Below are 23806 nucleotides of genomic sequence, written 5' to 3'. Positions count from 1 at the left end.
ACCAGGAAGGGGCGTCATGGCCAAGGCTCTGATCATCGTGGACGTGCAGAACGACTTCTGCGAGGGCGGCTCGCTGGCGGTCGCGGGCGGCGCGGACACGGCCGCCGCCGTGACCCGCCACGTCGCGGAACAACGTTCCGTTTACGACCACGTCGTCGCCACCCGCGACTTCCACCTGGACCCCGGCCCCCACTTCTCCGACCATCCGGACTTCGTGGACTCCTGGCCGCCGCACTGCGTCATCGGCACGCCCGGCGCGGAGTTCCACCCCGCGCTCGACCTGGACCCGGTCGAGGCGGTGTTCAGCAAGGGCCGGACCGCCCCCGCCTACAGCGGCTTCGAGGGCGCCGACGCCGCCGGGACGCCGCTCGCCGACTGGCTGCGCGACCACGACGTCACGGCCGTGGACGTCGTCGGCATCGCGACCGACCACTGCGTCCGCGCGACCGCCGCCGACGCGGCCCGCGAGGGCTTCCGCACCCGCGTGCTCCTGGACCTGACGGCCGGGGTCGCCGCCGACACCACCGAACGGGCGCTCACCGAACTGCGCGACGCGGGCGTGGAGCTGTCCGGCGCCCCCGTCGTGCGCTCCTGACCGTGGGCGGCGACCCGCCGGTCCGCGTGATCGTCGTGATGGGCGTGGCGGGCTGCGGCAAGACGACGGTCGGGCGGCTGCTGGCGTCCCGGCTCGGCGTCGACTACGCCGAGGGCGACGATTTCCACTCGCCCGCGAATGTGCGGAAAATGGCGGACGGAACGCCGCTGACCGACGCCGACCGCCGCCCCTGGCTGGCGGCCATCGAATCCTGGATCACCGGCCGCCTGGAATCGGGACGCCCGGCGGTGGTGGCGTGCTCGGCCCTGAAGCGCTCGTACCGCGAAAGGCTCGGCCTGGACCGCCCCGGCATCGCCCTCGTCTATCTGAACGCCGATCGCGAGACGCTGGAAACACGCCTCCACCACCGTCCGGGCCATTTCTTCCGCGCGAACATGCTGGCCGGGCAGTTCGCCGACCTGGAGCCCCCGACCAGGGAGGAAGCCCTCTGGGTCGACGCCGAGCGCCCGCTCCCGGAGATCGTCACCGAGATCGCCGAAGGCTTGGCACGGAGGTACCCGCCCGCCGGTTGAGCGTCAGCCGAGAACGGCGGGCTTGAGCACGTCCTCGCACCACGCGCGGAACGTGGTCGGCGTGGTCGACGCGGCCGTGCGCGGCTCGGCGTTGTCGAGCCCCCGGTTCTTGGCGTCGAACATGGCGGCCATTCCCCGCGCCGCTTCGTCCGGCATTCCGAATCCGGTGAGCCGCGCGATGAGTTCCTCCGCGGACGACCGCCGGTAGGCGATCTCGGTGCCGAGGACGTCCGACATGATCCGCGCCATGTCCAGCGGCGACAGGTCCTCCGGCCCGAGCACGGCGACCTGGCCCGTCCCGTCCCAGGCGTCGTCCAGCAGCAGCCGCGCGGACGCGGCGGCGATGTCGCGCGCGGCGACGAGCGGCGCCGCGCGATCGGGGTCGATCATCATGGAGAACTCGCCGCGCTCCCGGATCGACGTGACCTGGCTGAGCAGGTTGTGCATGAAGGACGGGCACGCCACCGCCCGGAACGCGACCCCCGACTCGGCGATCAGGTCGCACATCGCCAGCGAGGCCGCCACCGGCCCGGCCTGCGCGGCGAGCGGCGTCCCCTTCCCGAGCGCGGTGATCGCGACGACCCTCTGGACGCCGTGCCGGACGAACGCCGCGACCCCCGGCCGAGTGAAGTCCGCATACGGGACGTCGATGTCCGGCGCGAGCCAGAACACGGCCTCGGCGCCCGCGCACGCCCGGTCGATGACGTCGGGATCCCCGTGCGAGCCCGCCACGACCTCCACACGGTCGCGGACCTCCGGCGCGAGCCGGGACGGATCGCGCGCGACGAGCCGCAGCTTCGCCCCCTGATCGAGCAGGACGTCCACGAGGACACGGCCGATGGTGCTGGTGGGCGCGGTGACAACGATCATCAGAAGGCTCCTTCGAGGGTGAACAAGACCCTCCGACCCTCGCCGCCCGCACCCGTCCACAGCAATGCAACAATAGGCACGCAATAGTTACCCCAGACGCAAATCGGCAGCTCAGGAGCGGCGATGGACCTCAACCTGCTCCGCGTCCTGGACGCCCTGCTCCAGGACAACAGCGTGACGCTCGCGGCCGAGCGCCTGGGCACGTCCCCGGCGGCGGTCAGCCGGACGCTGGCGCGCCTGCGCCGCGCCGTCGGGGACCCGCTGCTCGTCCGCGCGGGCCAGGGCATGGTCCCGACGCCGCGCGCGGTGGAGCTGCGGGACGAGGTGAGCACGCTCCTGCGGGCCTGCGACGACGTCCTGCGCCCCGGCGCCGGCTTCGACGCCGCGCACCTCCACCGCACGTTCACCGTGCAGACGACCGGCCTGCTGCTCGTCAAGGTCGCCGTGGCCCTGACCGAACGCCTCCGCGCCGAGGCCCCGCGCGTGGACGTGGTGTTCGTCCCCGAGGCGATGGAAGGCGGCCCGGCCCTGCGCCAAGGCTTGGTGGACGTGGAACTGGGCGTCCTGGGCAACCTGGACCCAGAAATCCAGACCGAGCAACTGACCAAGGTCACCCTGGTCGGGGTGGCCCGCAAAGACCACCCCCTGTTCAACCGCAGGATCGACGCGCGCAGCTTCGCCGCCGCCGACCACATCGGCATCTCCCGGACCGGCAAACGACGCGGCCCCATCGACGCCGCGCTGGCGGACCTGGGCCTGCGCCGCCGGGTCGCGGTGGTCGTCCCGAGCCACACCAGCGCGATGCTCCTGGCGCGCGAGACGGACCTCATCGCCCTCACGGCGGCGGAGTGGCTGGAGGACACGGTGACCGCGCTGGGCCTGCGCACCTTCCGAATCCCGCTGGACCTGCCCCCGTTCGACCTGGGCATGGCCTGGCACCCGCGCAACGCCGCCGACCCGGCCCACCGCTGGTTCCGCGCCCGCCTGGCCGAAACCGTCCGCACAACGTGAAAGGCATGGCCGGACGCCCGGCCATGCCTTCCGATGCTCACGCCTGCCCGAGCGCTTTCGCGACGGCGGACGGGTCGCCGTCGAAGTAGTCGCGGACGACGGCCTGGAGCACGGCCAGGGCGCGCAGGCCGGGGACGAGGTCGTCGTCGGGGCGGGGGTCGGCGGGCTCTTTGGCGGTGCCGAGCTTGAGCAGTTCGTGGATCTCGGTGGCGGGGTACCGCCGGTGCCCCGACGGCAGCGTGATCGGGTGCAGCGTTCCCATGCGCGCCCACCGCGTGACGGTCTTCGGATCGACGCGGAAGAACTGCGCCACCTCCGACGGCGTGTAGAGAGTCGGCTGGTCGGGTTCCTTCTTCGGTTCGCTCATGGTTCTCCCAGTGCTGGACGGCCCGGCGGCCGTACGTCGGTCGTACGACGGTCAGTGGTCGGGGTGCCCGCCGAGGCCCAGCGCGTCCGCGACCGCCCGCGCGGACGCGGAAAGGCTTCCCGCAGGGCCGATGACGCGGCTCGGATCGAGGCCGTGGACGAAATTCCAGCCGTCGCCGGAAAGGTCGCAGCCGATCTCGCTCTCCTCGTTCCCCCAGGTCACACGCATGACCGGGGGCAGTCCGGCACGAAAGCGCCGGATTTCGCACAGGACGCCGGGGTAGTGCTCGCGCAGCGTCAGGCCGAGCGCTTCGAGGAAGACGACGCGCTGATTGGCCGGCATTCCCGGGTCGGCCGGACCGGGTGGTGCGGACAGCATCACCGGCCCTCCTTTCGCGATCGGTATAACGATCGTCTGTTGTTTTCCCTCTGTACCGTCTGGTGGTCTCGTGGCATCTGACGGGCGCGACGCGAGCATGATCCAGAATTCTTTCCCAAACTTCCGAAAGACTTCTTGCGCTTCCGCCGTGAACCATGCATCGTCTTAACCCGAGACGCGAACCGACGTAACGTTCAAGGTCATCGTGCCCCCACGACGGACCTTCCCGATTCTCTCGGTTCGGTGCTCCAAGAGTGCCGCCCTGGCCATCCCCTGGCTAGGCGAGGCAGCGAAATTCAACACCGGAGGAGAGGACATGCGCATGCGCGCGGGGTTCGACCCCGACAGTTCGCTGTGGGATCTCACGGCCGTCTGCCTGCGACAACTGCGACTCACTCACGGTTGGTCACTCGCCGCAGTCGGCGACGTGATCGATCGGGACCGTTCGCTCGTGTCCTATGTTGAATCAGGAGACACGAGGCTCCGGATCGAGCACGCACAGAAGCTCGACGAAGCATGGAACACCGATGGCCTGCTTTCGGCAATGGTCCGTTTCGCGAAGTCTGGGCACAATGCCCAGTGGTTCAAAGCCCACCAGCAGTTCGAGGCGAAGTCCAATGAGCTGCGGATCTGGGAAACGTCCTGGATCCCCGGCCTGTTCCAGACGCCCGAATACGCCCGCGCCGTCTTCGAGTGCTACGGCCTGGAGGACATCGACAAGCCGCTCGCCGCCCGTCTCAAGCGGCAGACCCTGCTCGACCGCCTGCCGCGCCCGCTGATCTGGGCGTACCTCTACCAGGACGTGATCGAGTCCCCCGTCGGCGGCCCGGAGGTCATGTGCGCGCAGCTCGCCCGCCTTCTGGAGCTGGCCGAGCGCCCGAACATCACCGTCCGCGTCATGACCCGTTCGGCGGGCGCGACCGTTGGCCGTGATGGCGCCTTCAAAATCATGACGCGAGGCACGGACGAACAGGCATACACCCAGGCCAGTGAAGGAGGCAGGCTTACCGAGGACACCGAGGATGTAAGCTCGTTCCGAGTGAAGTTCGCGCGCATCGGGGACCACGCTCTTCCCGTGGACGCCTCCCTGCGGCTCATCCGAGAAACGATGGAGAAGTTCCAGTGACCCCACAGTGGCGCAAAAGCACCCGAAGCGGCGGCTCCGACGGCGGGATGGCCGACTGCGTCGAGGTGGCGAAGCTCCCCCACACGGTGGGCCTGCGCGACAGCAAGGCCCCGTCCGCCGGTCACCTGACGCTCACCCCCGCCACGTTCGCCGCCCTGCTCACCGAGGCGAAGCGCAACGACCTCAACCTCTGACCACCCCGAGCAACACCCCCCGAACCCCGGCCAACCGCCGGGGTTCGTCGTTTACCCGGCCCGCCGGGAAAAACCGTTGGCGCCCTCCGGGGGGCCGTTGCTACCGTGCCGGAGGCCGTGCAAGAGACCGAGGAGGTGGTACCCGTGAACCAAGCAACGACATGGGTGCTCCCCTCTGGGGTCACGGTCGGGCGATAGGTCGTCCGGGAGCGCCGCAAAAGGGCACTCCCGAAAGGCACGACCATGCACTTCACCGCAGAACAGCGCCACGAAGGCGTACGCGAACGCGACTTCACCCTGAACGACGTCCCAGGCATCCTCTGGACCCCGGACTCCCCGTCCGAGCCCACCCCGCTGATCCTCCTGGGCCACCCCGGCGACCTGACAAGAATGCGCCCCCGCCTGACGGCCCGCGCCAAGGCCACAGTCGCCCAAGGCTTCGCAGCAGCCACGATCGAACTCCCCGGCAACGGCACCCGCCCCCGCATCCCAGAGACCGACCAGGCAAGAACAGACCTCCGCACCGCCCTGAAAACAGGCGCCAAGGTCACCGAGGACATCATCAACCGCCTGGTCCTCCCCCTGATCGACAAGGCGGCCCCCGAGTCCAGGGAAACCCTGGACGCCCTACAGTCCCTCCCAGAGATCGCCCCCCGAGCGGCCTACGCAGGCGGCATAACCGCCCTGGCAATCCGCCTGGCGACAACCGACCCCCGCATCAAGGCCGCCGTACTCTTCGCCGGCAGCTACCTCCCAACCACAACCTTCAAAGAGGCCCGCGCCCTCACAATCCCCGTACACGTCCTCCTCCAGTGGGACGACGAGGGCAACGACCGCCAAGCCGCCCTGAACCTCTTCGACGCCCTGGCCACGAAGGACAAGTCCCTCCAAGCCAACATGGGCGGCCACACAGGCGTCCCCGCCCACGCAAACCAAGCCGCGAACGCCTTCCTCACCCGCCACCTGAAGTAACCCACCGGGCCGCGCCCACCCACCCCCGGGCGCGGCCCACGGCCGCTCAGGGCCAGAAGGCCCGGTGGTCCGATCCGATCGGCGCATTCTGACCGCGCTATCGGCGCGACTTTTCCGATTGGCCGCTGTCGCCACGTGGGGCGCGTCCGGTGTACGGCGGAGCAATTCTGAATTGACGATGCGCAGCTCAGCTCAGGGTCGTTCAAGCCTTTGAGGTGGGCGGATATCGACGTCCGCTCCCGCTCGATTTCTCAGCCGGGGCGACCGGCGGTGGCTCGACCTGACGGACGCCACGGCTCGGGTTGACAGAGTGCTTCCGCCGTGCGCGGCCGATGAAAAGACATTGTTGTTCATTTATTGGACCCGCGAGAAAACAGCAGGTAGTCGACCCGGGCGACCCGCGTCCCGCGCTCGGCGGCCCGCCCGGCGGGGCGCCCCGGCCGACCGCCGCCGGGTGGGGGCCGTCCGCGCGGCTCCGGCGCCGAGGCGGCGGCCCGCGAGCCGCGGTTTCGCGTGTCGGCGTTCATCGTGCATTTCATCTGCGCATACGCGGCGACTCGCGCGGATGGTGCGAAATGTTTTACTTCGGTCGGCGGGCGGCGACATAATGCGGCAATGCCCCTCTTCCGGCGCAATAAGCCAGCCAGCCCCCCGCCCCCACAGCAGCAGCCCGGCACCGTGCAGGCCCCGGCTGCCTCGTCCTCGGCTGTCTCGGCCGAGGACTGCACGACGCACAGTCCGTGCCGTGAGCTTCTGGCCGTTCCCGCCGCGCAGCGCGACTCCCTGCTGCGGCTCATCCTCGGCAGGACGCGGGACCTCGGGCCGGACGCGATCAGCGTCTACCTCAACGACGAGCTGTCCGCGCGACTCGTCATGATGGGGCCCGGCGAGTCCGGCGCCGTCCAGCGCGCCTACGCCGTCCCCGGCCACCTCGCGGAACGGTGGGGCACCACGCCGCCCGACCTGCTCCGGCGCGCGCTGGAGACCATGCGCGGGGACGACGTCGAGGTCGCCGCGCACGAGCAGGGCGAGACGTCGCCGCTCTACACCGTCATCGACCAGGGCGTCTCGGGCGCCGCGCACCTCGTCCGGCTGGAGCAGGCGCTCGGCGTCGACCTGCCGAACGGGGCGATCGTCGGGATTCCGCGCGAGCACCAGATCCTCGCCGTCCCGATCCGGACGGCCCGTGACATCTCGACCATCGAGGCCATGCTGAACCTCGTCCACGACGTCGGCTCCCGCGCGCAGGACCGCGTCAGCCTGGACGTGTTCTGGCTCCACCAGGGCCGCCTGCACCCGTTCAACGCCGAGACCAAGAACGGCCGGCTCGAACGGATCTTCCCGCCGGACGAGTTCCGCACGCTCCTCGACGCCCTCCCCCGCGCCTGACCCCCAAAGGCGCGCCGCGCGGCGGCAAGGGCCGCGCGGCGCGCCTTGGCGGCGCACTTGTCAGTGGCACGTGGCAGGCTGCCCGCAACGAGACGGAGGAGCAGCGACGTGTCCGACAGCTTCATGGTGGCCGCCCGCATCCCGATGACGCGGGACGGGTTCGACCGATGGCTCGACACCGAGATCCCGGCCGCCGCCGACGCGATCGAGAACCCCGACGCGATGTACACCGGCTGGTTCTGGGACGGCAAGAGCCCCGAGAACGACTGGAATCTCGATCGCGACGGCTGCACCCCGCGCTCCCTGTTCGCCGAGCAGATCGTCAAGGGCCACGGCGCGGTGGTCCTGAGACACCGGGACGACGCGCTGGAGGCGTACCTGTTCCACTTCGGCTTCGACCGCTGGTCCGTCCACATGGCGCTGCTCGCCCTCGCCGCCGCCGGACGCAACGCCACGGGCGACGCCGAGGCGCTGTTCTGGGCCGAGACGTCCGGCTCCCTCTGCCCGCCCGACTGGAACGGCCGCCTCGCCTGCCTCGCCGTCGGCCCGGACGCCGCGCGCTTCCGCGCACGCCACGACCTGACCGAGGTGATCGAAGCCCTGCGCCCCGCCGAAAGCGCCTTCTTCGAACTGATGCAACGCCTGCACGGAGACGAACCCGAAGCCGCGCGCGACCCCGAGTTCGTCGACCCGGCCGTCCTCGAAGGACGCTAGGACCGGCGGCGGGACGCCCATTCGCGGATCTTCTCGATCCGCCGCCGCACCTCGGGCCCGGACGCCTGCGCCAGCGCCGGGCCGCCGCAGGTGCGGCGCAGCTCGGTGTGGATGACGCCGTGCGGCTGGCCCGTCCGGTGGCTCCACGCCCCGACGAGCCCGTTCAGCTCCTTGCGCAGGGCGTGCAGGTCCTCGGCGGCCGTCCGGTCCTGGCGCGGGTCACCCGTCTTGGTCCTGCGCTCCCGGGCGATCTGGTCGGCCTGCCGCTTGCGCAGCAGCTGCCCCACCTGCTCGGGCTCCAGCAGCCCCGGAATCCCCAGGAACTCCTCTTCCTCGGCCGATCCGGGCGCGGCCTGCATCCCGAACTCGCCGCCGTCGTACAGGACGCGGTCGAACGTCGCCGACGCCTCGACCGTCTCGAACGACAGTTCCTCCCCGACCGCGTCGGGGGTGTCGCGCTGCCGGTTGGCCTCGGCGAGCAGGTCGTCGTCCAGGCCGTCCTCGCGGACCGGACGGTCCAGGACGTGGTCGCGCTCGGTCTCCATCTCGGCCGCGTGCCCCATCAACGTGGGCACCGACGGCAGGAACACCGACGCCGTCTCGCCCCGCCGCCGCGCCCGCACGAAACGCCCGATGGCCTGCGCGAAGAACAGCGGCGTGCTCGTGGACGTCGCGTACACCCCGACCGCGAGCCGGGGAATGTCCACACCCTCCGACACCATCCGCACCGCGACCATCCACCGGCCGTCGGACTCGGCGAACTGCTTGATCTTCTTGGACGCGCCCGGATCGTCCGACAGCACGATCGTCGCGCCCTGCCCGCACACGGCCCGCAGCATCTTCGCGTACGCGCGCGCGGTCTCGTGGTCGGTGGCGATGACGAGCCCGCCCGCGTCCGGGATGGCGCGGCGCAGCTCGGTCAGCCGCCGGTCGGCGGCGGCGAGCACCTGCCCGATCCAGTCGCCCTTGGGGTCGAGCGCGGCCCGCCACGCCTGCGCGGTCTGGTCCTGGGTGAGCGGTTCGCCGAGCGTCGCGGTGATCTCGTCGCCCGCGCGCGTCCGCCAGCGCATCTCCCCCGCGTACGCCAGGAAGATCACCGGCCGGACGACGCCGTCCGCCAGAGCGGGCCCGTAGCCGTAGGTGTAGTCGGCGCGGCTGCGGCGGATGCCGTCCGGGCCCTCTTCGTACTGGACGAACGGGATCGGGTTCACGTCCGTCCGGAACGGCGTTCCGGACAGGGCCAGGCGCCGCGCGGCGGGCTCGAACGCCTCGCGCACCGCGTCGCCCCAGGACAGCCCGTCGCCCGCGTGGTGGACCTCGTCGAAGATCACCAGCGTCTTGCGCGCCTCGGTGCGGTTGCGGTGCAGCGGCGGACGGGCCGCGACCGTCGCGTACGTCACCGCGATCCCGTGGAACTCCTTGCCGACCGCGCCCTGCCCGTTCTGGTACTCCGGGTCGATCTTGATGCCGACGCGCGCGGCGGCCTCGGCCCACTGCCGCTTCAGGTGCTCGGTCGGGCAGACGATCGTGATCGCCACGACGATGCGCCGCTCCAGCAGCTCACGGGCCAGCCGGAGCGCGAACGTCGTCTTGCCCGCGCCCGGCGTCGCGACGGTCAGGAAGTCGCGCGGGCCCGGCGCGGACCCGTCCGGGCCGAAGTACGCCTCCAGCGCCTGCTGCTGCCAGGCGCGCAGGGACGACGCGGTCCCCCAGGCGGCGCGTTCGGGGAACGCCGGGGGCATGTCGGGTGCGGCGAAGGTGCTCACGGTCCCTGAAGGCTACCGAGGACGACCGACAGAACGCGCGCCCCGCCGCCCGAATGTGGCGAGTCTCCCCCGTGACAGGGCGCGGCCCCGGCCCGGCGAAAACCGGACCGGGGCCGCGAAACCGCAGGTCAGCCGTCGCCTTCGCCGCCGCCGGACTGCATCGACTCGTAGATCTCCTTGCACTCCGGGCACACCGGGAACTTCTTCGGGTCGCGGTTCGGCACCCAGACCTTGCCGCAGAGGGCGATCACGGGCGTCCCGCTCACCGCGCTCTCGGTGATCTTGGCCTTCTTCACATAGTGGGCGAACCGCTCATGGTCGCCGTCACCGTGCGAGAGGTCGGGCCGGGTGTCGCTCTCGGGAAGGATCTTCGTGCTCACGTTCGCCACCTTAGTTCAGCGTGGGGTCGTCCGGAAAAGTCGAGACGAAGGCGAGGTCGCCGCCCTGCCGGCGCAGGACCTCCTGCCAGAGCCGGGACGGGTCGCCCGCGAAGACGTCCCCGGACTCGGCGGGCACCAGGTACCAGGCGCCCTCCTCCACCTCCTTGCGCAACTGCCCCGCCGACCACCCCGCGTAGCCGGCGAAGACGCGGAGCTGGAGCAGTTCGGCGGCCAGCAGCGACGGCGGGGCGTCCAGGTCCACCAGCCCGACCCGCGCCACCTCCGCGCAGTCCAGCCCGCGCCACCCGAGCGGCTCCCCGTCGCCGGGCAGCCGGGCCAGGGCGAGCGCGTTGTCCAGCGCGACCGGTCCGCCCTGGAAGACGAACGGCGGCCCGGTCACCAGCTCGGCCCAGGGCGGGAGGATGCGGTCCACCGGGACCTCCGTCGGCCGGTTGAGGACGACCCCGAGCGTACCTCCGTCGGCGTCGTGCTCCACGACCAAGACGACCGTCCGCTTGAAGTTCGGGTCTTCGAGCTGCGGCGTGGCAACCAGCAGCAGTCCCACCCTGATGCCGTCATCCATGACGTCCATGATGCGGGAGCGCGGGGCGGCGCGGTACGGCACCCCGGACGTTGCGCTGTAAGGGCTTCCTATCGCCACGGATATCGGCAGACTGAGAGGGTCCGGGAAGAATCATTACGATGATCAGACGCCCGCCGGACGGTGCGGTGGCGGGCCGGGGAGGACGCGAGATGCAGTTGCCCAGGGTCGTGATCGCCGCGGTGTTCTTCGTGATCGGGTTGCTGATCGCGGTTCCACCGCTGGTGAAGTGGGCGACCCGGTCCGACGCCGCGTCGCCGTCCGCCTCCCCGTCGGGGTCGCCGTCGCCGTCGCCGTCCGGTTCCCCGACCGGGACGAAGTCCCCGAAGGCGAAGAAGACGCCCGTCCCGGTGCCGACGACGCCGCTCGCCGTGACGATCGGCGGGGTGTCCTGCCCGTCGCGCGAGGTGAAGATCGAGATCCACAACAACGCCGCCGCCAAGGCCGACTACGTCATCAAGCGCGACGACGGCCCCGGCACCCTGGACGGCAGCCTCCAGCCGGGCGCGACCCGCTCCACGACGCTGACCCTGCGCGAGGACAAGACGACCAACCTGCGGGTGACGTCGCACGACCTGCTCGTCAAGGGCCGGACGCTCAAGGCCAACTGCAAGCACGCCCACGTCGCCGCCCCGCCCGCGAAGAGGCCCGACCGGCTCCCGCACACCGGCCCCGACGACGGCGTCCTGTGGGCGCGCGGCGCGACCGGCGCCGCCGCCCTGATCACCGGCGCGATCATCCTCTGGTACGGCGGGGTGTGGCCGCGCCGCCGCGAGAAGATGTTCGCCAAGGACTAGCGGCGCGGCCCCGGCGTCAGACCTCGGTGCGGGGACGGCCGCCCGCCGCCTCGCGCACCGCGCCCGCGACGCGCGCGCTCACGTCCGGGTGGAACACGCTCGGGACGATGTAGTTCGGGCCCAGCTCGTCCGGCGCGACGACCTCGGCGAGCGCCTTGGCGGCGGCGGCCAGCATCTCCAGCGTGACGCCGTCGGCCTGCGCGTCCAGCAGGCCCCGGAACACGCCGGGGAACGCCAGCACGTTGTTGATCTGGTTCGGGTAGTCGCTGCGGCCCGTCGCGACGACGGCGGCGTGCTCGCGGGCCTCGTCCGGCGCGACCTCCGGCTCGGGGTTGGCGAGCGCGAACACGATCGCGTCGTCGCGCATGGTCGCGATGTCCGCGCCGGACAGGATGCCGGGCGCCGAGACGCCGACGAACACGTCCGCGTCCCGGACGGCGCCGCGCAGGTCCCCCGCGTAGCCGCTCGTGTTGGTGTGCTCGGCGATCCAGCGCAGCGAGTCGTCCAGGTCGTCGCGGCCGAGGTGGACGGCGCCCTTGAAGTCGCAGACGACGACGTCCTTGGCGCCCGCGTGCAGCAGCAGCTTCAGGATCGCGCTGCCCGCCGCGCCCGCGCCCGCCATCGCGATGCGCACCTCGCCGATGCCCTTGCCGACGACCCGCAGCGCGTTCGTCAGCGCCGCCAGCACGCAGATCGCGGTGCCGTGCTGGTCGTCGTGGAAGACCGGGATGTCGAGCAGGTCCCGCAGGCGCTCCTCGACCTCGAAGCAGCGCGGCGCCGAGATGTCCTCCAGGTTGATGCCGCCGAACGCGGGGGCCAGGATCTGGACGGTCCGGACGATCTCGTCGGTGTCCTGGGTGTCCAGGCAGATCGGCCACGCGTCGATCCCGGCGAACCGCTTGAACAGCGCCGCCTTGCCCTCCATGACCGGCAGCGCCGCCTCCGGACCGATGTTGCCGAGCCCGAGCACCGCCGACCCGTCGGTGACGACCGCGACGCTGTTGCGCTTGATCGTCAGGCGGCGGACGTCCTCGGGGTTGCGCGCGATGGCCAGCGAGACCCGCGCGACGCCCGGCGTGTAGGCCATCGACAGCTCGTCGCGGGTGCGCAGCGGGACCTTGGACTGCATCTCGATCTTGCCGCCGAGGTGCATGAGGAACGTCCGGTCGCTGACCTTGTGGATCTTGATGTCGGCGATGCGCTCCAGCGCCGCCGCGATCTGCTCGGCGTGCGCGGTGTCGCGGGTGGCGATCGTCACGTCGATGCGGAGCGTCTCGTGGCCCGCGGTGTTCACGTCGAGGGCGGTCACGATCCCGCCCGCGTTCTCGACCACGTGCGTGATCTGGCTGACGGCCTTGCCGCCCGCCGGGACCTCCAGCCGGACGGTGATGGAGTACGAAACGCTGGGCACGCTGGCCACGACACTGCTCCCGTCGATCCTCGGACACGACCGCCCCCGGCGTCGGCCGCCTGCGTGCGCCGGGGCTCGCCCCGGCCGGTCACACGGGGACGTCAGAGCCGCGGATCGGGCGCTGCCGGCCGATCCGGACGACGTCCGGGACGGCCGGCGCGGGCGCGGTCCTTGCTCCCGAGCATACGCCCGCCCGGTCCGACCGGATCCCAAAACCCCAGGCCCCGCCCATAAACGGGGGACGGGTCAGAACAGGGCGGACTGCAGGGCGCGGCGGGCCTTGGTCACGCGCGGGTCGTCGCCCGGCATAATGTCGAACAGCGACAGCAGGCGCTTGCGGGCCTCGTCCCGGTCGTCGCCCGCCGTGCGCCGGACGGTCGCGACGAGCCGGTCGAACGCGGCCTCCACCTGTCCGCCGACCATCTCGACGTCCGCGGCGGCGAGCTGGAGGGCGACGTTCGCGGGCTCGGCGTCGGCGTCGGCGACGGCGCGCGTCGCGTCCACGCCCTGGATCCGCTCGCTGAGGTCGACCAGGCCGAGGCCGCTGCGGGCCTGCTCGTCGCGCGGGTTGGCGGCCAGCAGCGCGCCGAACCGCTCGCGGGCCGTGGCGAGGTCGCCGGTCTGCAGCGCCTCTTCCGCCTCGATGAGCGCCGGGTCCAGCGCGGGGGCGCCGGGGACGGCCTCGTCCTGCGGCTCGTCCGCGAGCAGGCCCTCCTTGCGCAGCGCCTCGAAGAGCTGGTCGATCGCCTGCCGGACCTGCGGCTCGGGCGCCGCGCCGTTCAGGAACGGCAGGAGCTGCCCGCCGACGACCGCGGCGACGAACGGGATGCCCCGCACGCCCATCTGCTGCATGTACGCGCCGAGCTGCGGGTTCGCGTCGATGTCGACCTTGGCGAGGACCCACCGGCCCGCCGCCTCGGCGGCCAGCTTCTCCAGGATCGGGCCGAGCTGCTTGCACGGACCGCACCACTCGGCCCAGAAGTCGACGAGGACCGGGACGGTCTGCGACCGCTCGACGACCTCGGTGTTGAACGTCTGGTCGGTGACGTCCACGACGTACGCGGTGGAGCCGGGGTCTCCTCCGGCGGGTGCGGCCTGCGGGGAGGCCGGGGCCTGCTGCCGTTCCTGCCGCTTCTTGACGGCGGCCTGCCGGGCGCCGAGATCCACGGCCCCGTACAACGAAAAGTCCCGAGAAGGCATGGGTCCATCCTGCCTCATGACCGCGCCCGCCGGTGCGTCCGTCGCCCGACCCGTGCGCGGCCGTGCCCGGCCGCCGATCAACCGGACCTGCCGTCCATCCCGGAGGAAACACGGACCGGAAAGGGCCGTGCGGACAGAGCGGGACATCATCGCGAAACAATGCCTTTCCGGTTAGGCAAAGAATCCCGTACCCTGCGGCCAACAGCAAAAGCGGGCTGACAGCGATAACCAAGGCTGGTTATAGTCGCAATGTCGATGCCCGGCGTGACCGGCGGCTCGTGCCGCCGGAACCGAGCGGCCTTATACGGCCGCCGGCGGCAGGGGGGAACGGCCGCGGGCACCGCCCGCACACGGCCGTCGCGGCGCCGGGCGATGCAACGGGGGGTAAAAGACACATGGTCGCGGACTTCTCCGCGATCGTGGCCGCAGGGATGGGAGTCCGCCGCGGGGGGCGGTGGCTCCTGCGCCCGGTGGCCTTCGGCGTCGCCGAAGGCGTGGTCGGCCTGGCCGGTCAACCCGGTTCGGGGAAAACCACTCTGCTGGCCACGTTCGCGACGCTGCGCCGACCGAGCACGGGGGCGCTGCGGATTCTCGGGCACGACGCGGGGAATTCCGCCGGACTGCGCGCCATACGCGCACGGGTCGGATATCTGCCCGCGCGCATCTCCTTCGCGGCGAACATGACGGCGGGCGAGTTCGTCGGTTACGCCGCCTATTACAAAGGAATGCGCGCGCCCGCCGCGCGGGCGGCGCTGAAACGCCTCGACCTCGCCGACGCGGCCGGGACCGAACTGGCGCACCTGCCGCCGGACGTCCGGCTGCGCGCCGGGCTCGCGGCGACCTGCGTCCACGAACCGGACCTCGTGCTGCTGGACGAGCCGCTCGCCGGGCTGGCCACCGGGCGTCCCGGGGACGCGGCGGCGGCGCGCGAGCTGATCCCGCTGCTGCGGTCGCTGGCGCCGACGGTCATCGTCACCGCCGAGTCCGAGGACGACCTCGGCGGCTGGTGCGACCGCGTGTTGACGCTCGCGCGGGGGCGGCTGACCGACGGGACGTCCGTCCCGGTCGGCACGCGTCCCGGTGACACCGGCGACGCCGATCCGACCGCGGGCGGCTCATTGGCACGTTCCTTCGGCGGTTCCATGACGCGTGCGCTCCGCGGCGCGGTCCGCCGCACGACGCCCGGCCCGGCCCGGCGCGCGATCCGCCGCACGACGCGCGCCACCGTGCGCGCCACCCTGCGCGGCGACGCGGGTCGTGACACGGGTCGTGACACGGGCCGCGACACGGCGGCGGACGGCCGTCCGGCGCGGGTCCGCGCGGGCCGGACGCCCGCGGGAAGCACGGCCGGTGTCTGAACTCGGACGGGTGCTCCGCCAGGACGCCCGCCGCACGGCGCTGCTCGTCGCGGTCCCCGTGCTGGCCGTCGCGGGCTGCCTGGCCGCCTGGCCGTCGCTGACGCCCGGCGTCGCCTACTGGGACGACTCGATCGTCGCGATGCTGACCGCCGCGCGGCTCGTCGGCCCGGCGGCGGCGGCGCTGGCCGCGTGGGCGGCCGTCCGCGAGCGGAGCCTGGACTTCCTGCGCGACCTCACGACCCGCTCGCCCGCGACGGCCGGGCTGCTGGACCTGCTGCTGCTCGCGTCGGCGGCGGTCGTGGCGTTCACGGCGGTCGCGCTGGTCGTCGCGGCCGAGACGCTGACGCGCCAGGAGGCGGGGCGGGCGAGCCCGCTCGGCCCGCTCGCCGGGGCGTCCGCGCTGGTCCTGCACGTCGTGGCCGGGTACCTGGCCGGACGGGTCCTGCCGCGCCGCGCGACGCCGTTCCTCGTGCTCGCCGCCGCCGCGCCGTGGGCGCTGCTGCGCCAGCCCGGACGGTCCTGGTGGAGCATGCTCCCGCCCGGCGTCTACGACCGCGTCGGGCTGTTCACCGGGCTGCGCTCGGAAGTCCTCGCCGACCAGACGGTGTGGGCGCTCGGGCTGACGGCCGCGCTCGTCCTCGGCTACGCGGCCTGGCTGGACCGGCGGCGCGCGCTCGTCCCGCCGCTGGCGCTCGCGCTGCTGACCGTGGGCGTCGCGACGGTGCGGCTCCACTCGTCGGGCGACCGCGTCGTCGACCCCGCGCCGACCGAGCTGACCTGCCAGGTCTGGCCGCTGGAGGTGTGCGTCCACCCGGCGCTGCGGGCCGCGCTGCCCGCGCTGACGGCCGCGTTCACCCCGCTCGCCAGCCGCCTCAACGGGACGCCCGGCGCGTTCACCCGCGTCGAGCAGCGGCCGGCGCGCGAGCCCGCCGGGGTCGCGGGCGGCGTCGCGGCCGTCCGGCTGGAGGACGCGCTGACCTTCGGGTACGCCGACCGCGCCGTCCGGCAGATCCTGGACGGCCTCGCCACGGCCCCCTGCACGACGCCGGGCGCCGGGCAGTACCGCGCGCTCGTGGACGCCTGGCTGGCCGGGGCCGTCCCGCCGCCCGTCCCGGACGCGGCCACGGCCCGCCGGTTCGCGTCGTGGAGCGAGGAGCGGCGCCGCGACTGGCTGCGCGGCCACTACGCCGACTACCGGACGTGCGCGCTGGACGCGGCGTCGTTCCCGGCGCGCGAGCCCACGCTCGACCACGTCCTCGGAGTGCAGAGGCCGGTGCGGATCATGGTGCCGCGCGTGCCGGTCCCGGCGGTCGTCAGCCGTCCGGCGCCCCGTCCTGCGGCTCCTGCGCCGTCCCGCATCCGCCGGACGGTGCACCCGCGCGGACACGGCGGGACCCCCCGGCCCACCGTGCCCGCGCGGCGTTCTCAGGCGCCCGCGCCGCCGACGCCCGCCGCCTCGGCCTCCTGGGAGGACGAGGTCCAGTAGCGCTCGACGAGGAACGGAGCGACGGGCAGGACGGCGGCGAGCAGCGCCAGCACCGTCCGCGTCGCGTTCCAGCCCAGCACCGGGCGGACGAGGAAGACCATCGCGACGTACCCGAGGAACAGCACCCCGTGGATCGGCCCGACGATCGAGACCGCCGCCGGCGCGTCCGCCGCGTACTTCAGCGGCATCGCGATGAGCAGGAGCACCAGGAAGGAGACGGCCTCGGCGATCGAGACGATCCGGAACGCGCGCACGTTGTCCACGTCCGGCCCAACGCGCGGGCGCGCGCCCGGGTTTCCGGGACGGCTATGCCGCCCGTCACACCGCGCGGTTCGCCCGCATCCGTAGGGGAATGCACCGGTGCATGGACGACCCATCCCCCCGTGGTTCCCTCCGCCGGAGCGGTGCCGTGCTGGCGCTCGTCGTCGCGACGATCGCCGTCGTGCTCGTCGCGCAGCGGACGCTGCACCTGCCCGGCTGGCTGAACCCGTTCGCCGAGACCACCAAGGACCGCAGCGGCCCCGCCCTGCTGGAGTCGATCCGCGACCTCAGCCGGTACGAGGCGGCGGGCGGCGACTTCCAGGTCATCGTGGACCTGGAGAAGGACAGCAAATACCTGCCGAGCGCGATTCGCGGCACGCGCACGCTGTTCGTCGGCTCCGGGTCGGTGAACGCGTACGTGGACTTCTCGAAACTGGGCTCCGGCGCCGTCCGGGTCAGCGAGGACCGCAAGACCGCGACGATCGTGCTGCCGCACGCGCAGCTGGATCGCGCCAATCTCGACCCGAAGGCCAGTTACGCCGTTTCCACCTCGCGCGGACTGACGAACCGCATCGGCGACGCCCTGAGCAGCAATCCGAACAACCAGCAGCAGCTCTACGTGCTGGCCGCGCAGAAGATCCAGGACGCCGCCGCGCGCAGCGGGCTCCAGGCGCGCGCCGACCGGAACACCCGCCAGATGCTCTACAACATGCTGAAGGCGCTCGGGTTCACGAGCGTGACCGTCCAGGTCGGCGCGGCGCAGTGACCGTCAGGGGACGCGGATGATCAGCGCGTCGCCCTGGCCGCCGCCCCCGCACAGCCCGGCCGCGCCGACGCCGCCGCCGCGCCGCTTCAGCTCGTGCGCCAGGTGCAGGACGATCCGCGCCCCCGACATCCCGACCGGGTGCCCGAGCGCGATCGCGCCGCCGTTGACGTTGACCTTCTCCGGGTCGATGCCGAGGTCGCGGGTGGACTGCACGCCGACCGCCGCGAACGCCTCGTTGATCTCCACGAGGTCGAGGTCGGCGACGTCCAGGCCCTCCTTGGCCAGCGCCTGCCGGATCGCGTTGGACGGCTGGGAGTGCAGCGAGTTGTCCGGCCCCGCGACGTTGCCGTGCGCGCCGATCTCCGCGAGCCAGGTCAGCCCCAGCTCCTCCGCCTTGGCCTTGGACATCACGACGACCGCCGCGGCGCCGTCGGAGATCTGCGAGGACGAGCCCGCGGTGATCGTCCCGTCCTTTCTGAACGACGGCCGCAGCTTCGCCAGCGACTCGGCGGTCGTGTCCGGCCGGACGCCCTCGTCGGCGGCGAACACGATCGGCTCGCCGCGCCGCTGCGGGATCTCCACCGGCGCGATCTCGGCGTCGAACAGGCCGTTCTTCTGGGCGGCGGCGGCGCGCTGGTGGGACCGGGCGGAGAACGCGTCCTGGTCCTCGCGGGTGAGGCCGAGCCGTCCGTTGTGGCTCTCGGTGGACTCGCCCATCGAGACGCCGTCGAACGCGTCGGTCAGCGCGTCGTAGGCCATGTGGTCCAGCACCTCGACCGAGCCGTACTTGTACCCGCCGCGCGACTTCGGCAGCAGGTGCGGCGCCTGCGTCATCGACTCCATGCCGCCCGCGACGACGATGTCGAACTCGCCCGCGCGGATGAGCTGGTCGGCGAGCGCGATGGCGTCCAGGCCCGACAGGCACACCTTGTTGATCGTCAGGGACGGGACCGTCATCGGGATGCCCGCCTTGACCGCCGCCTGCCGGGACGGGATCTGCCCCGCGCCCGCCTGGAGCACCTGGCCGAGGATCACGTACTGGACCTGCTCGCCGGTGACGCCCGCCCGCTCCAGCGCGGCCTTGATCGCGTGCGCGCCGAGGTCGGCGGCGGAGAAGTCCTTGAGCGAGCCGAGCAGCCGGCCGATCGGGGTTCGCGCTCCGGCGACGATCACGGAGTTCGCAGACATCAGGGGGCCTCCAGCGAGGTTCGGCGGCGACGTTTGCCACCATACCCACGAGCACCTTTTGCCCTGCCCACCGCCCTGCCGCGGACCGTTCCGCGGCCTTCCGGAGGAGAGCCCCCATGCTCACCCGCATCGACCACATCGGCATCGCGTGCAACGACCTGGAAGCGACCGTCGCCTTCTACCAGGAGACCTACGGGTTCGACGACGTCCACTACGAGGTGAACGAGGAGCAGGGCGTCAAGGAGGCCATGCTCAAGATCAACGAGACCGGGGACGGCGCGGCGAGCTACCTCCAGCTCATCCAGCCGATCCGGGACGACTCGGTCGTCGCCAAGTGGCTGGCGAAGAACGGCGAGGGCGTCCACCACATCGCGTTCGGCACCGACGGGGACGTCCAGGATGAGGCCGACGGGATCGCGGCCAAGGGCGTCCGGGTGCTGTACGACAAGCCGCGCCGGGGCTCGCTCGGGTCGCGGATCACCTTCCTGCACCCGAAGGACGCGCACGGCGTTCTGACCGAGTTGGTGGAGAAGGCCCGGGACTGACGGAGCCGCCGAGAGCGCGTGATCGGAGCGTCCGGACGGACGCGGCGATTTCGTGATGTGTTCGGTATCACATCGTTGATCACGCGCTCACGGCGTGCCGCTCTGTAACTCTTCGGCCACCTCTGGTGCTTTTGGGGGGCCGGGGGTACACGAGCTGTAACGAGCCCCGCCGCCCGGGCAAAGACGACAAAACGCGCAGTGCGTTCAGATGAGCCCCCAACACGGCAGTGCTCGGAGTACGCTTCTTTCGCCGGAAGAGGTCTGGGGCATCCGCCCGTTCAGCCAGGCGATCAACCGGCGGTCCCCGGAACCACCCGTAGCCCCGTCACATCAGGATTGAGCCACATGCAGTCCGACATCGACGCCCAGCTCAGCAACTTCTTCGAAGACACGCCCCCACGCGAGTTCGACGTGGTGCTCCGCGGCTACGACCGGCACCAGGTTGACGAGCACATCAAACAGCTCGACGACGAGGTGCGGAAGAGCCGCGAACAGACGGGGGCACTGCAGCGAGAGCTGTCGGACGCCCACCGTCAGCTCCAGGAGCAGGAGCGGCCGACGTACTCCGGACTCGGAGCGCGCATCGAGCAGCTCCTCCGGCTCGCCGAGGAGCAGGCGACCGAGCTCGTCCAGGCCGCCCGCAGCGAGGCGAACGAGATCAAGGCCGCGGCCAAGGTCGACGCCGCCGAGCTGCGCGCCACCGCCGAGAACGAGGCCGCCGAGCTGCGCGCCACGGCCCAGCGCGAGGGCGACGACCTGCGCAACGCCGCCGAGCGCGAGGCCGAGGAGGTCCGCACCTCCGCGCGGCGCGAGGCCGACGAGCTGACCTCGACCACCGAGCGCGAGGTCGCCAAGCTGCGCGCCACCGCCGACCACGAGGTCGCCGAGAAGCGCGCGTCCGCCGAGCGCGAGATCGCCAAGCTGCGCACCACGACCGAGCGCGAGGTCGCCCAGCTGCGCGCGTCCACCAAGCGCGAGCGCGACGAGGTCCTCACGACCGCCAAGCGCCAGGCCGACGAGATGCGCGCCCAGGCGCAGCGCATCCTGGAGGAGAGCGAGGCGCAGCGGGCGCAGGCCGAGGCCGAGTTCGAGATCCAGCTCGCCGCCCGCCGCGAGGAGGCCGACCGGCAGGACGCCGAGCGGCACGCCAACGCCCAGGCCGCCACGCAGAAGCTCGTCGCCGAGGCCGAGCAGCGGGCCGCGTCCGCCGAGCAGCGGGCCGCCAAGGCCACCCAGCAGGCCGACCAGACCCGCCGCGAGGCCGACGCGCACGCCAAGCAGCTCATGGCGAACGCCCGCAAGAACTCCGACCAGGTCATCGCCGAGGCCAAGTCGCAGGCCGAGCAGCTGCTCGCCGAGACCAAGGCCGAGGCCGACCGCGTCCGGACGGCCGCGCAGCGCCAGGTGGACGAGCTGACCCGCCAGCGGGACAACATCAACAGCCACCTCAGCCAGCTCCGCCAGCTCATCGGCGGCGTCGCCCCCGCGATGCCCGCGCTCGGCGGCGTCGAGGAGGCCCCGCCCGCCCCGGCGGAGAAGCCCGAGCCCAAGCAGGCCCCGGCCAAGCCCGCCCCCAAGCCCGGCCCCGCCAAGGCCCAGGCGAAGAAGGACGAGGACGACGAGGACTGGTGGCAGGAGTAGCCCGCTGACCGCGTGCTGAGCGCGGTCGTCGAGCCCGAGCCGTCGAGTGAAACGGGAAGCCCGGAGGTGGAACGCCTCCGGGCTTTTCGCCATCTCAGCCGGGGAGCGCCTAAGTTGGCGTGGTGGGACCGGCCGCCTCCCGGGCGGCGGGTGGGGAAGAGGAGAGCCCGTGGCCGACGAGCCGCTGCCGAAGCACACGCCGGACGACGAATCCGGCGTGCCCGCGCCGACCCCCCAGGCGGACGACGCCACACCGACACCCGAGGCGGGCGCGAACGGCGTCGCGGCGTCGGGGGGCGGGGTGCGGGCCGGGGACGGGGCGGACGCGTCGGACGCGGGCGAGCCCGCACCGGCGGCCGTGCCGCTCGCGTCACCGAAGGCCGTCGCGGTCGTGGGCGACGACGCCGTGCCCGATCCGGCGCACGACGTCGAGCAGCGCAAGCGCGAGGCGGGCGTGGACCACCGGTTCCCGTTCGGACGGCCGGGGGCGCCGCTCGGCGCGCACCCGTTCCGGTTCGGGTTCACCGCCGCGCTCGGCGTGATCACGGCGTGGATGCTCGTCCGGTCGATCACCAACGCCAAGTCCGTGCTCATCATGATCGTCGTGGCGCTGTTCCTCGCGGTCGGGCTGAACCCGGCGGTGGAGCGGCTGAAGCGGCTCGGGCTGTCGCGGGGCTGGGCCGTCGCGGTCGTGTTCCTCGGCGTGCTGCTGTTCTTCGCGGGGTTCGTGGCGTCGCTGATCCCGCCGCTGACCGAGCAGGTCACCAAGCTCGTCCAGAACATCCCGGACTACATCACCCAGCTCCAGAACAACCGCCGCATCGCGGACTGGGACCGCCGCTACCACCTGCTGGAGCAGGCGCAGAAGAAGATCAGCGAGCCGGGCTTCCAGACGGACCTGCTGAACCGGCTGTACGACGCGGGCAAGGTCGCGCTGAGCGGGACGTTCCAGACGCTCACCGTGCTGATCCTGACGCTGTACTTCCTGTCGTCCCTGCCGCAGATCAAGACGTTCGCCTACCAGCTCGCGCCGCGCTCGCGCCGGGCGCGGGTGGCGCTGCTCGGGGACGAGATCCTGGAGCGCATCGGCGGCTACGTCGCGGGCCAGTTCACGATCGCGTTCATCGCCGGGCTCACGTCGTACGTCTTCCTGGAGATCATGGGCGTCCCGTACGCGCTGGCGCTCGCGCTGATCGTCGCGGTGACGGACCTGATCCCGCTGGTCGGCGCGACGATCGGCGCGGTGATCGTGTGCCTCGTCGTGTTCCTCACCGGGTCGACCTACGAGGGCATCGCGGCGGTGGTCTTCTACGTGATCTACCAGCAGGTCGAGAACTACCTCGTGTACCCGCGCGTCATGAAGCGGACGGTCGACGTCGCGCCCGCCGTGACGATCGTGGCGGCCCTGGTCGGCGGCACGCTGCTCGGCGTGGTCGGCGCGCTGATCGCGATCCCGACGGCGGCGGCCATCGCGCTGCTCATCCGCGAGGTCGTCCTGCCCCGGCAGGAACAGCAGTAGGTCAGGCTTCGGGGTCGTCCCACTCGGTGGGGAGCGGGACGGCCCCGGGCGCGACGTGGCGGACGATCTCGTTCAACACGATCCGGACGTAGTTCTCCCCGACCCACAGGTGCTTGGCGCCGTCCACAGGAACGAGTTCGGCTTGCGGAATCCGCGCGAACCGCTCCTTGGCCTCGGCCGGGCGCAGGTAGTCGTCGAACTCGGGGATCAGCGCGACGACCGGACGGCCGTCCGCGCCCCAGGCGTCCAGGTCGGCGTCGGTGGCGCGGTGCAGCGGCGGTGACAGCAGGATCAGCCCCTCCGTCACCGGGTCCCGTCCCCACTTGAGCGCCAGTTCGGTGCCGAACGACCAGCCGAGCAGCCACGGATGCGGCAGGTCGTGGAACTCGGCGTACTCCAGCGCGGCGGCGACGTCGTACCGCTCGGTCTCGCCGTCGCCGAAGACGCCCTCGCTCGTCCCGCGCGGCGACGACGTGCCGCGCGTGTTGAACCGCAGGACGGCCACGTCCGCCAGCGCGGGCAGCCGGTAGGACGCCTTGCGCAGCAGGTGGCTGTCCATCATGCCCTCGGCCGTCGGCAGGGGGTGCAGGCACAGCAGCGTGGCGACGGGCTCGCGCTCGGGGGGCAGCGCGAGTTCCCCGACGAGCTTCAGCCCGTCGGCCGTCTCCAGGACGATGTCCTCCCGCCGCGCGGGCAGCACCGACCCGGCCCGGATCTCCGCCATGACGTTCCTCTCAG

General features: G+C 72.2%; 25 protein-coding genes and 1 pseudogene. 15 read left to right on the top strand and 11 right to left on the bottom strand.

Annotation, left to right across the window (positions count from 1 at the left end; all coding sequences use genetic code 11):
- The first annotated feature begins 16 nt into the window (after positions 1-16).
- The gene (locus tag GQ466_RS02260; RefSeq protein ID WP_161101080.1) at positions 17-595 is read left to right on the top strand and encodes an isochorismatase family protein; all 579 of its coding nucleotides are present in this window, start codon (positions 17-19) and stop codon (positions 593-595) included.
- Positions 596-597: 2 nt separating this feature from the next.
- Positions 598-1128, top strand: a complete 531-nt coding sequence (locus tag GQ466_RS02255) for a gluconokinase (RefSeq protein ID WP_337193283.1) — start codon at positions 598-600, stop codon at positions 1126-1128.
- Between the two features lie 3 nt (positions 1129-1131).
- Here the strand turns inward: GQ466_RS02255 and GQ466_RS02250 are convergent, their stop codons facing one another.
- Positions 1132-1998 carry an NmrA family NAD(P)-binding protein gene (locus GQ466_RS02250; protein ID WP_161101079.1) on the bottom strand — a complete coding sequence of 289 codons (867 nt, stop codon included), beginning with the start codon at positions 1996-1998 and terminating at the stop codon, positions 1132-1134.
- A gap of 123 nt (positions 1999-2121) precedes the next feature.
- Here GQ466_RS02250 and GQ466_RS02245 point away from each other — a divergent pair, with 123 nt between their 5' ends.
- The gene (locus tag GQ466_RS02245) at positions 2122-3009 is read left to right on the top strand and encodes a LysR family transcriptional regulator (protein WP_161101078.1); all 888 of its coding nucleotides are present in this window, start codon (positions 2122-2124) and stop codon (positions 3007-3009) included.
- Between the two features lie 187 nt (positions 3010-3196).
- On the opposite strand, the pseudogene GQ466_RS31215 reads toward GQ466_RS02245, so the two are convergent.
- Positions 3197-3376, bottom strand: a pseudogene (locus tag GQ466_RS31215) (helix-turn-helix domain-containing protein); the annotation flags it as partial.
- A 51-nt stretch (positions 3377-3427) separates the two neighbouring features.
- Positions 3428-3754, bottom strand: coding sequence for a hypothetical protein (locus tag GQ466_RS02235; RefSeq protein WP_237417574.1), 327 nt, complete (start codon positions 3752-3754; stop codon positions 3428-3430).
- A 316-nt stretch (positions 3755-4070) separates the two neighbouring features.
- On the opposite strand from GQ466_RS02235, the gene GQ466_RS02230 reads away from it, so the two are divergent.
- The 5 genes from GQ466_RS02230 to GQ466_RS02210 all read left to right on the top strand — a co-directional run bounded on the left by GQ466_RS02230 (position 4071) and on the right by GQ466_RS02210 (position 8149).
- Positions 4071-4880: a helix-turn-helix domain-containing protein gene (locus tag GQ466_RS02230; RefSeq protein ID WP_161101076.1), complete on the top strand. Its 810-nt coding sequence runs from the start codon at positions 4071-4073 to the stop codon at positions 4878-4880.
- The gene (locus GQ466_RS02225; protein ID WP_161101075.1) at positions 4877-5074 is read left to right on the top strand and encodes a DUF397 domain-containing protein; all 198 of its coding nucleotides are present in this window, start codon (positions 4877-4879) and stop codon (positions 5072-5074) included. The genes GQ466_RS02230 and GQ466_RS02225 overlap by 4 nt, the downstream gene beginning before the upstream one ends.
- Positions 5075-5317: 243 nt before the next feature.
- Positions 5318-6046, top strand: coding sequence for a dienelactone hydrolase family protein (locus tag GQ466_RS02220; protein ID WP_161101074.1), 729 nt, complete (start codon positions 5318-5320; stop codon positions 6044-6046).
- Between the two features lie 615 nt (positions 6047-6661).
- On the top strand, positions 6662-7435 hold the full coding sequence (locus GQ466_RS02215) for a hypothetical protein (protein ID WP_161101073.1): 774 nt from the start codon (positions 6662-6664) through the stop codon (positions 7433-7435).
- Positions 7436-7543: 108 nt separating this feature from the next.
- The gene (locus GQ466_RS02210; RefSeq protein ID WP_161101072.1) at positions 7544-8149 is read left to right on the top strand and encodes a hypothetical protein; all 606 of its coding nucleotides are present in this window, start codon (positions 7544-7546) and stop codon (positions 8147-8149) included.
- Here GQ466_RS02210 and GQ466_RS02205 read toward each other — a convergent pair.
- The 3 genes from GQ466_RS02205 to GQ466_RS02195 all read right to left on the bottom strand — a co-directional run bounded on the left by GQ466_RS02205 (position 8146) and on the right by GQ466_RS02195 (position 10878).
- A complete protein-coding gene (locus tag GQ466_RS02205) occupies positions 8146-9891 on the bottom strand; it encodes a DEAD/DEAH box helicase (protein ID WP_161102347.1) in 1746 nt (581 codons plus the stop codon). The two genes, GQ466_RS02210 and GQ466_RS02205, sit on opposite strands and share 4 nt — an antisense overlap.
- 152 nt (positions 9892-10043) lie before the next feature.
- Complete coding sequence (locus tag GQ466_RS02200; RefSeq protein ID WP_337193282.1) at positions 10044-10295, bottom strand: DUF3039 domain-containing protein; 252 nt, start codon at positions 10293-10295, stop codon at positions 10044-10046.
- Positions 10296-10305: 10 nt separating this feature from the next.
- Positions 10306-10878, bottom strand: a complete 573-nt coding sequence (locus GQ466_RS02195) for a YqgE/AlgH family protein (protein WP_161101070.1) — start codon at positions 10876-10878, stop codon at positions 10306-10308.
- 170 nt (positions 10879-11048) lie between these two features.
- On the opposite strand from GQ466_RS02195, the gene GQ466_RS02190 reads away from it, so the two are divergent.
- A complete protein-coding gene (locus tag GQ466_RS02190; protein ID WP_161101069.1) occupies positions 11049-11693 on the top strand; it encodes a hypothetical protein in 645 nt (214 codons plus the stop codon).
- Between the two features lie 16 nt (positions 11694-11709).
- On the opposite strand, the gene GQ466_RS02185 is transcribed toward GQ466_RS02190, so the two are convergent.
- Both GQ466_RS02185 and GQ466_RS02180 read right to left on the bottom strand, forming a co-directional pair.
- Complete coding sequence (locus GQ466_RS02185) at positions 11710-13113, bottom strand: malic enzyme-like NAD(P)-binding protein (RefSeq protein ID WP_161101068.1); 1404 nt, start codon at positions 13111-13113, stop codon at positions 11710-11712.
- Between the two features lie 237 nt (positions 13114-13350).
- The gene (locus tag GQ466_RS02180) at positions 13351-14304 is read right to left on the bottom strand and encodes a tetratricopeptide repeat protein (RefSeq protein ID WP_237417572.1); all 954 of its coding nucleotides are present in this window, start codon (positions 14302-14304) and stop codon (positions 13351-13353) included.
- Between the two features lie 470 nt (positions 14305-14774).
- On the opposite strand from GQ466_RS02180, the gene GQ466_RS02175 reads away from it, so the two are divergent.
- Together GQ466_RS02175 and GQ466_RS02170 are read left to right on the top strand one after the other, a co-directional pair.
- Positions 14775-15662, top strand: a complete 888-nt coding sequence (locus GQ466_RS02175) for an ATP-binding cassette domain-containing protein (protein WP_337193281.1) — start codon at positions 14775-14777, stop codon at positions 15660-15662.
- Positions 15655-17148, top strand: coding sequence for a hypothetical protein (locus GQ466_RS02170; protein WP_202419932.1), 1494 nt, complete (start codon positions 15655-15657; stop codon positions 17146-17148). Before GQ466_RS02175 ends, GQ466_RS02170 begins: the two co-directional genes overlap by 8 nt.
- Here the strand turns inward: GQ466_RS02170 and GQ466_RS31210 are convergent.
- Entirely contained in the window at positions 17088-17411 is a 324-nt protein-coding gene (locus tag GQ466_RS31210) for a DUF3817 domain-containing protein (protein ID WP_337193280.1), read from the bottom strand. The two genes, GQ466_RS02170 and GQ466_RS31210, sit on opposite strands and share 61 nt — an antisense overlap.
- 146 nt (positions 17412-17557) lie before the next feature.
- On the opposite strand from GQ466_RS31210, the gene GQ466_RS02160 reads away from it, so the two are divergent.
- A complete protein-coding gene (locus GQ466_RS02160; RefSeq protein ID WP_337193279.1) occupies positions 17558-18175 on the top strand; it encodes a DUF4230 domain-containing protein in 618 nt (205 codons plus the stop codon).
- A 3-nt stretch (positions 18176-18178) separates the two neighbouring features.
- On the opposite strand, the gene GQ466_RS02155 is transcribed toward GQ466_RS02160, so the two are convergent.
- A complete protein-coding gene (locus tag GQ466_RS02155) occupies positions 18179-19363 on the bottom strand; it encodes an acetyl-CoA C-acetyltransferase (RefSeq protein WP_161101065.1) in 1185 nt (394 codons plus the stop codon).
- A 116-nt stretch (positions 19364-19479) separates the two neighbouring features.
- On the opposite strand from GQ466_RS02155, the gene mce reads away from it, so the two are divergent.
- The 3 genes from mce to GQ466_RS02140 all read left to right on the top strand — a co-directional run bounded on the left by mce (position 19480) and on the right by GQ466_RS02140 (position 23068).
- The gene (mce, locus tag GQ466_RS02150; RefSeq protein WP_161101064.1) at positions 19480-19908 is read left to right on the top strand and encodes a methylmalonyl-CoA epimerase; all 429 of its coding nucleotides are present in this window, start codon (positions 19480-19482) and stop codon (positions 19906-19908) included.
- Positions 19909-20253: 345 nt separating this feature from the next.
- Entirely contained in the window at positions 20254-21549 is a 1296-nt protein-coding gene (locus GQ466_RS02145) for a DivIVA domain-containing protein (RefSeq protein ID WP_161101063.1), read from the top strand.
- 169 nt (positions 21550-21718) lie between these two features.
- Positions 21719-23068: an AI-2E family transporter gene (locus GQ466_RS02140; RefSeq protein ID WP_337193278.1), complete on the top strand. Its 1350-nt coding sequence runs from the start codon at positions 21719-21721 to the stop codon at positions 23066-23068.
- Position 23069: 1 nt separating this feature from the next.
- Here GQ466_RS02140 and GQ466_RS02135 read toward each other — a convergent pair whose 3' ends face one another.
- The gene (locus GQ466_RS02135; RefSeq protein WP_161101062.1) at positions 23070-23792 is read right to left on the bottom strand and encodes an alpha/beta hydrolase; all 723 of its coding nucleotides are present in this window, start codon (positions 23790-23792) and stop codon (positions 23070-23072) included.
- Between the last annotated feature and the right edge of the window lie 14 nt (positions 23793-23806).

Origin of the sequence: Actinomadura rayongensis (assembly GCF_009831215.1) — a bacterium.
Classification (GTDB): Bacteria; Actinomycetota; Actinomycetes; order Streptosporangiales; family Streptosporangiaceae; genus Spirillospora; species Spirillospora rayongensis.
The sequence above is the reverse complement of the archived record's forward strand: the minus strand, read 5'-3'. Positions and strand labels throughout refer to the sequence as shown.

Bases quoted from the DNA above. Each gene is read 5' to 3' on its own strand.
- GQ466_RS02250 (WP_161101079.1), bottom strand. From the start codon at position 1,998: ATGATCGTTGTCACCGCGCCCACCAGCACCATCGGCCGTGTCCTCGTG.
- GQ466_RS02135 (WP_161101062.1), bottom strand. From the start codon at position 23,792: ATGGCGGAGATCCGGGCCGGGTCGGTGCTGCCCGCGCGGCGGGAGGAC.
- mce (WP_161101064.1), top strand. From the start codon at position 19,480: ATGCTCACCCGCATCGACCACATCGGCATCGCGTGCAACGACCTGGAA.
- GQ466_RS02260 (WP_161101080.1), top strand. From the start codon at position 17: ATGGCCAAGGCTCTGATCATCGTGGACGTGCAGAACGACTTCTGCGAG.
- GQ466_RS02190 (WP_161101069.1), top strand. From the start codon at position 11,049: ATGCAGTTGCCCAGGGTCGTGATCGCCGCGGTGTTCTTCGTGATCGGG.
- GQ466_RS02215 (WP_161101073.1), top strand. From the start codon at position 6,662: ATGCCCCTCTTCCGGCGCAATAAGCCAGCCAGCCCCCCGCCCCCACAG.
- GQ466_RS02230 (WP_161101076.1), top strand. From the start codon at position 4,071: ATGCGCATGCGCGCGGGGTTCGACCCCGACAGTTCGCTGTGGGATCTC.
- GQ466_RS02235 (WP_237417574.1), bottom strand. From the start codon at position 3,754: ATGCTGTCCGCACCACCCGGTCCGGCCGACCCGGGAATGCCGGCCAAT.
- GQ466_RS02205 (WP_161102347.1), bottom strand. From the start codon at position 9,891: ATGCCCCCGGCGTTCCCCGAACGCGCCGCCTGGGGGACCGCGTCGTCC.
- GQ466_RS02220 (WP_161101074.1), top strand. From the start codon at position 5,318: ATGCACTTCACCGCAGAACAGCGCCACGAAGGCGTACGCGAACGCGAC.
- GQ466_RS02145 (WP_161101063.1), top strand. From the start codon at position 20,254: ATGCAGTCCGACATCGACGCCCAGCTCAGCAACTTCTTCGAAGACACG.
- GQ466_RS02180 (WP_237417572.1), bottom strand. From the start codon at position 14,304: ATGCCTTCTCGGGACTTTTCGTTGTACGGGGCCGTGGATCTCGGCGCC.
- GQ466_RS02155 (WP_161101065.1), bottom strand. From the start codon at position 19,363: ATGTCTGCGAACTCCGTGATCGTCGCCGGAGCGCGAACCCCGATCGGC.
- GQ466_RS02245 (WP_161101078.1), top strand. From the start codon at position 2,122: ATGGACCTCAACCTGCTCCGCGTCCTGGACGCCCTGCTCCAGGACAAC.
- GQ466_RS02195 (WP_161101070.1), bottom strand. From the start codon at position 10,878: ATGGATGACGGCATCAGGGTGGGACTGCTGCTGGTTGCCACGCCGCAG.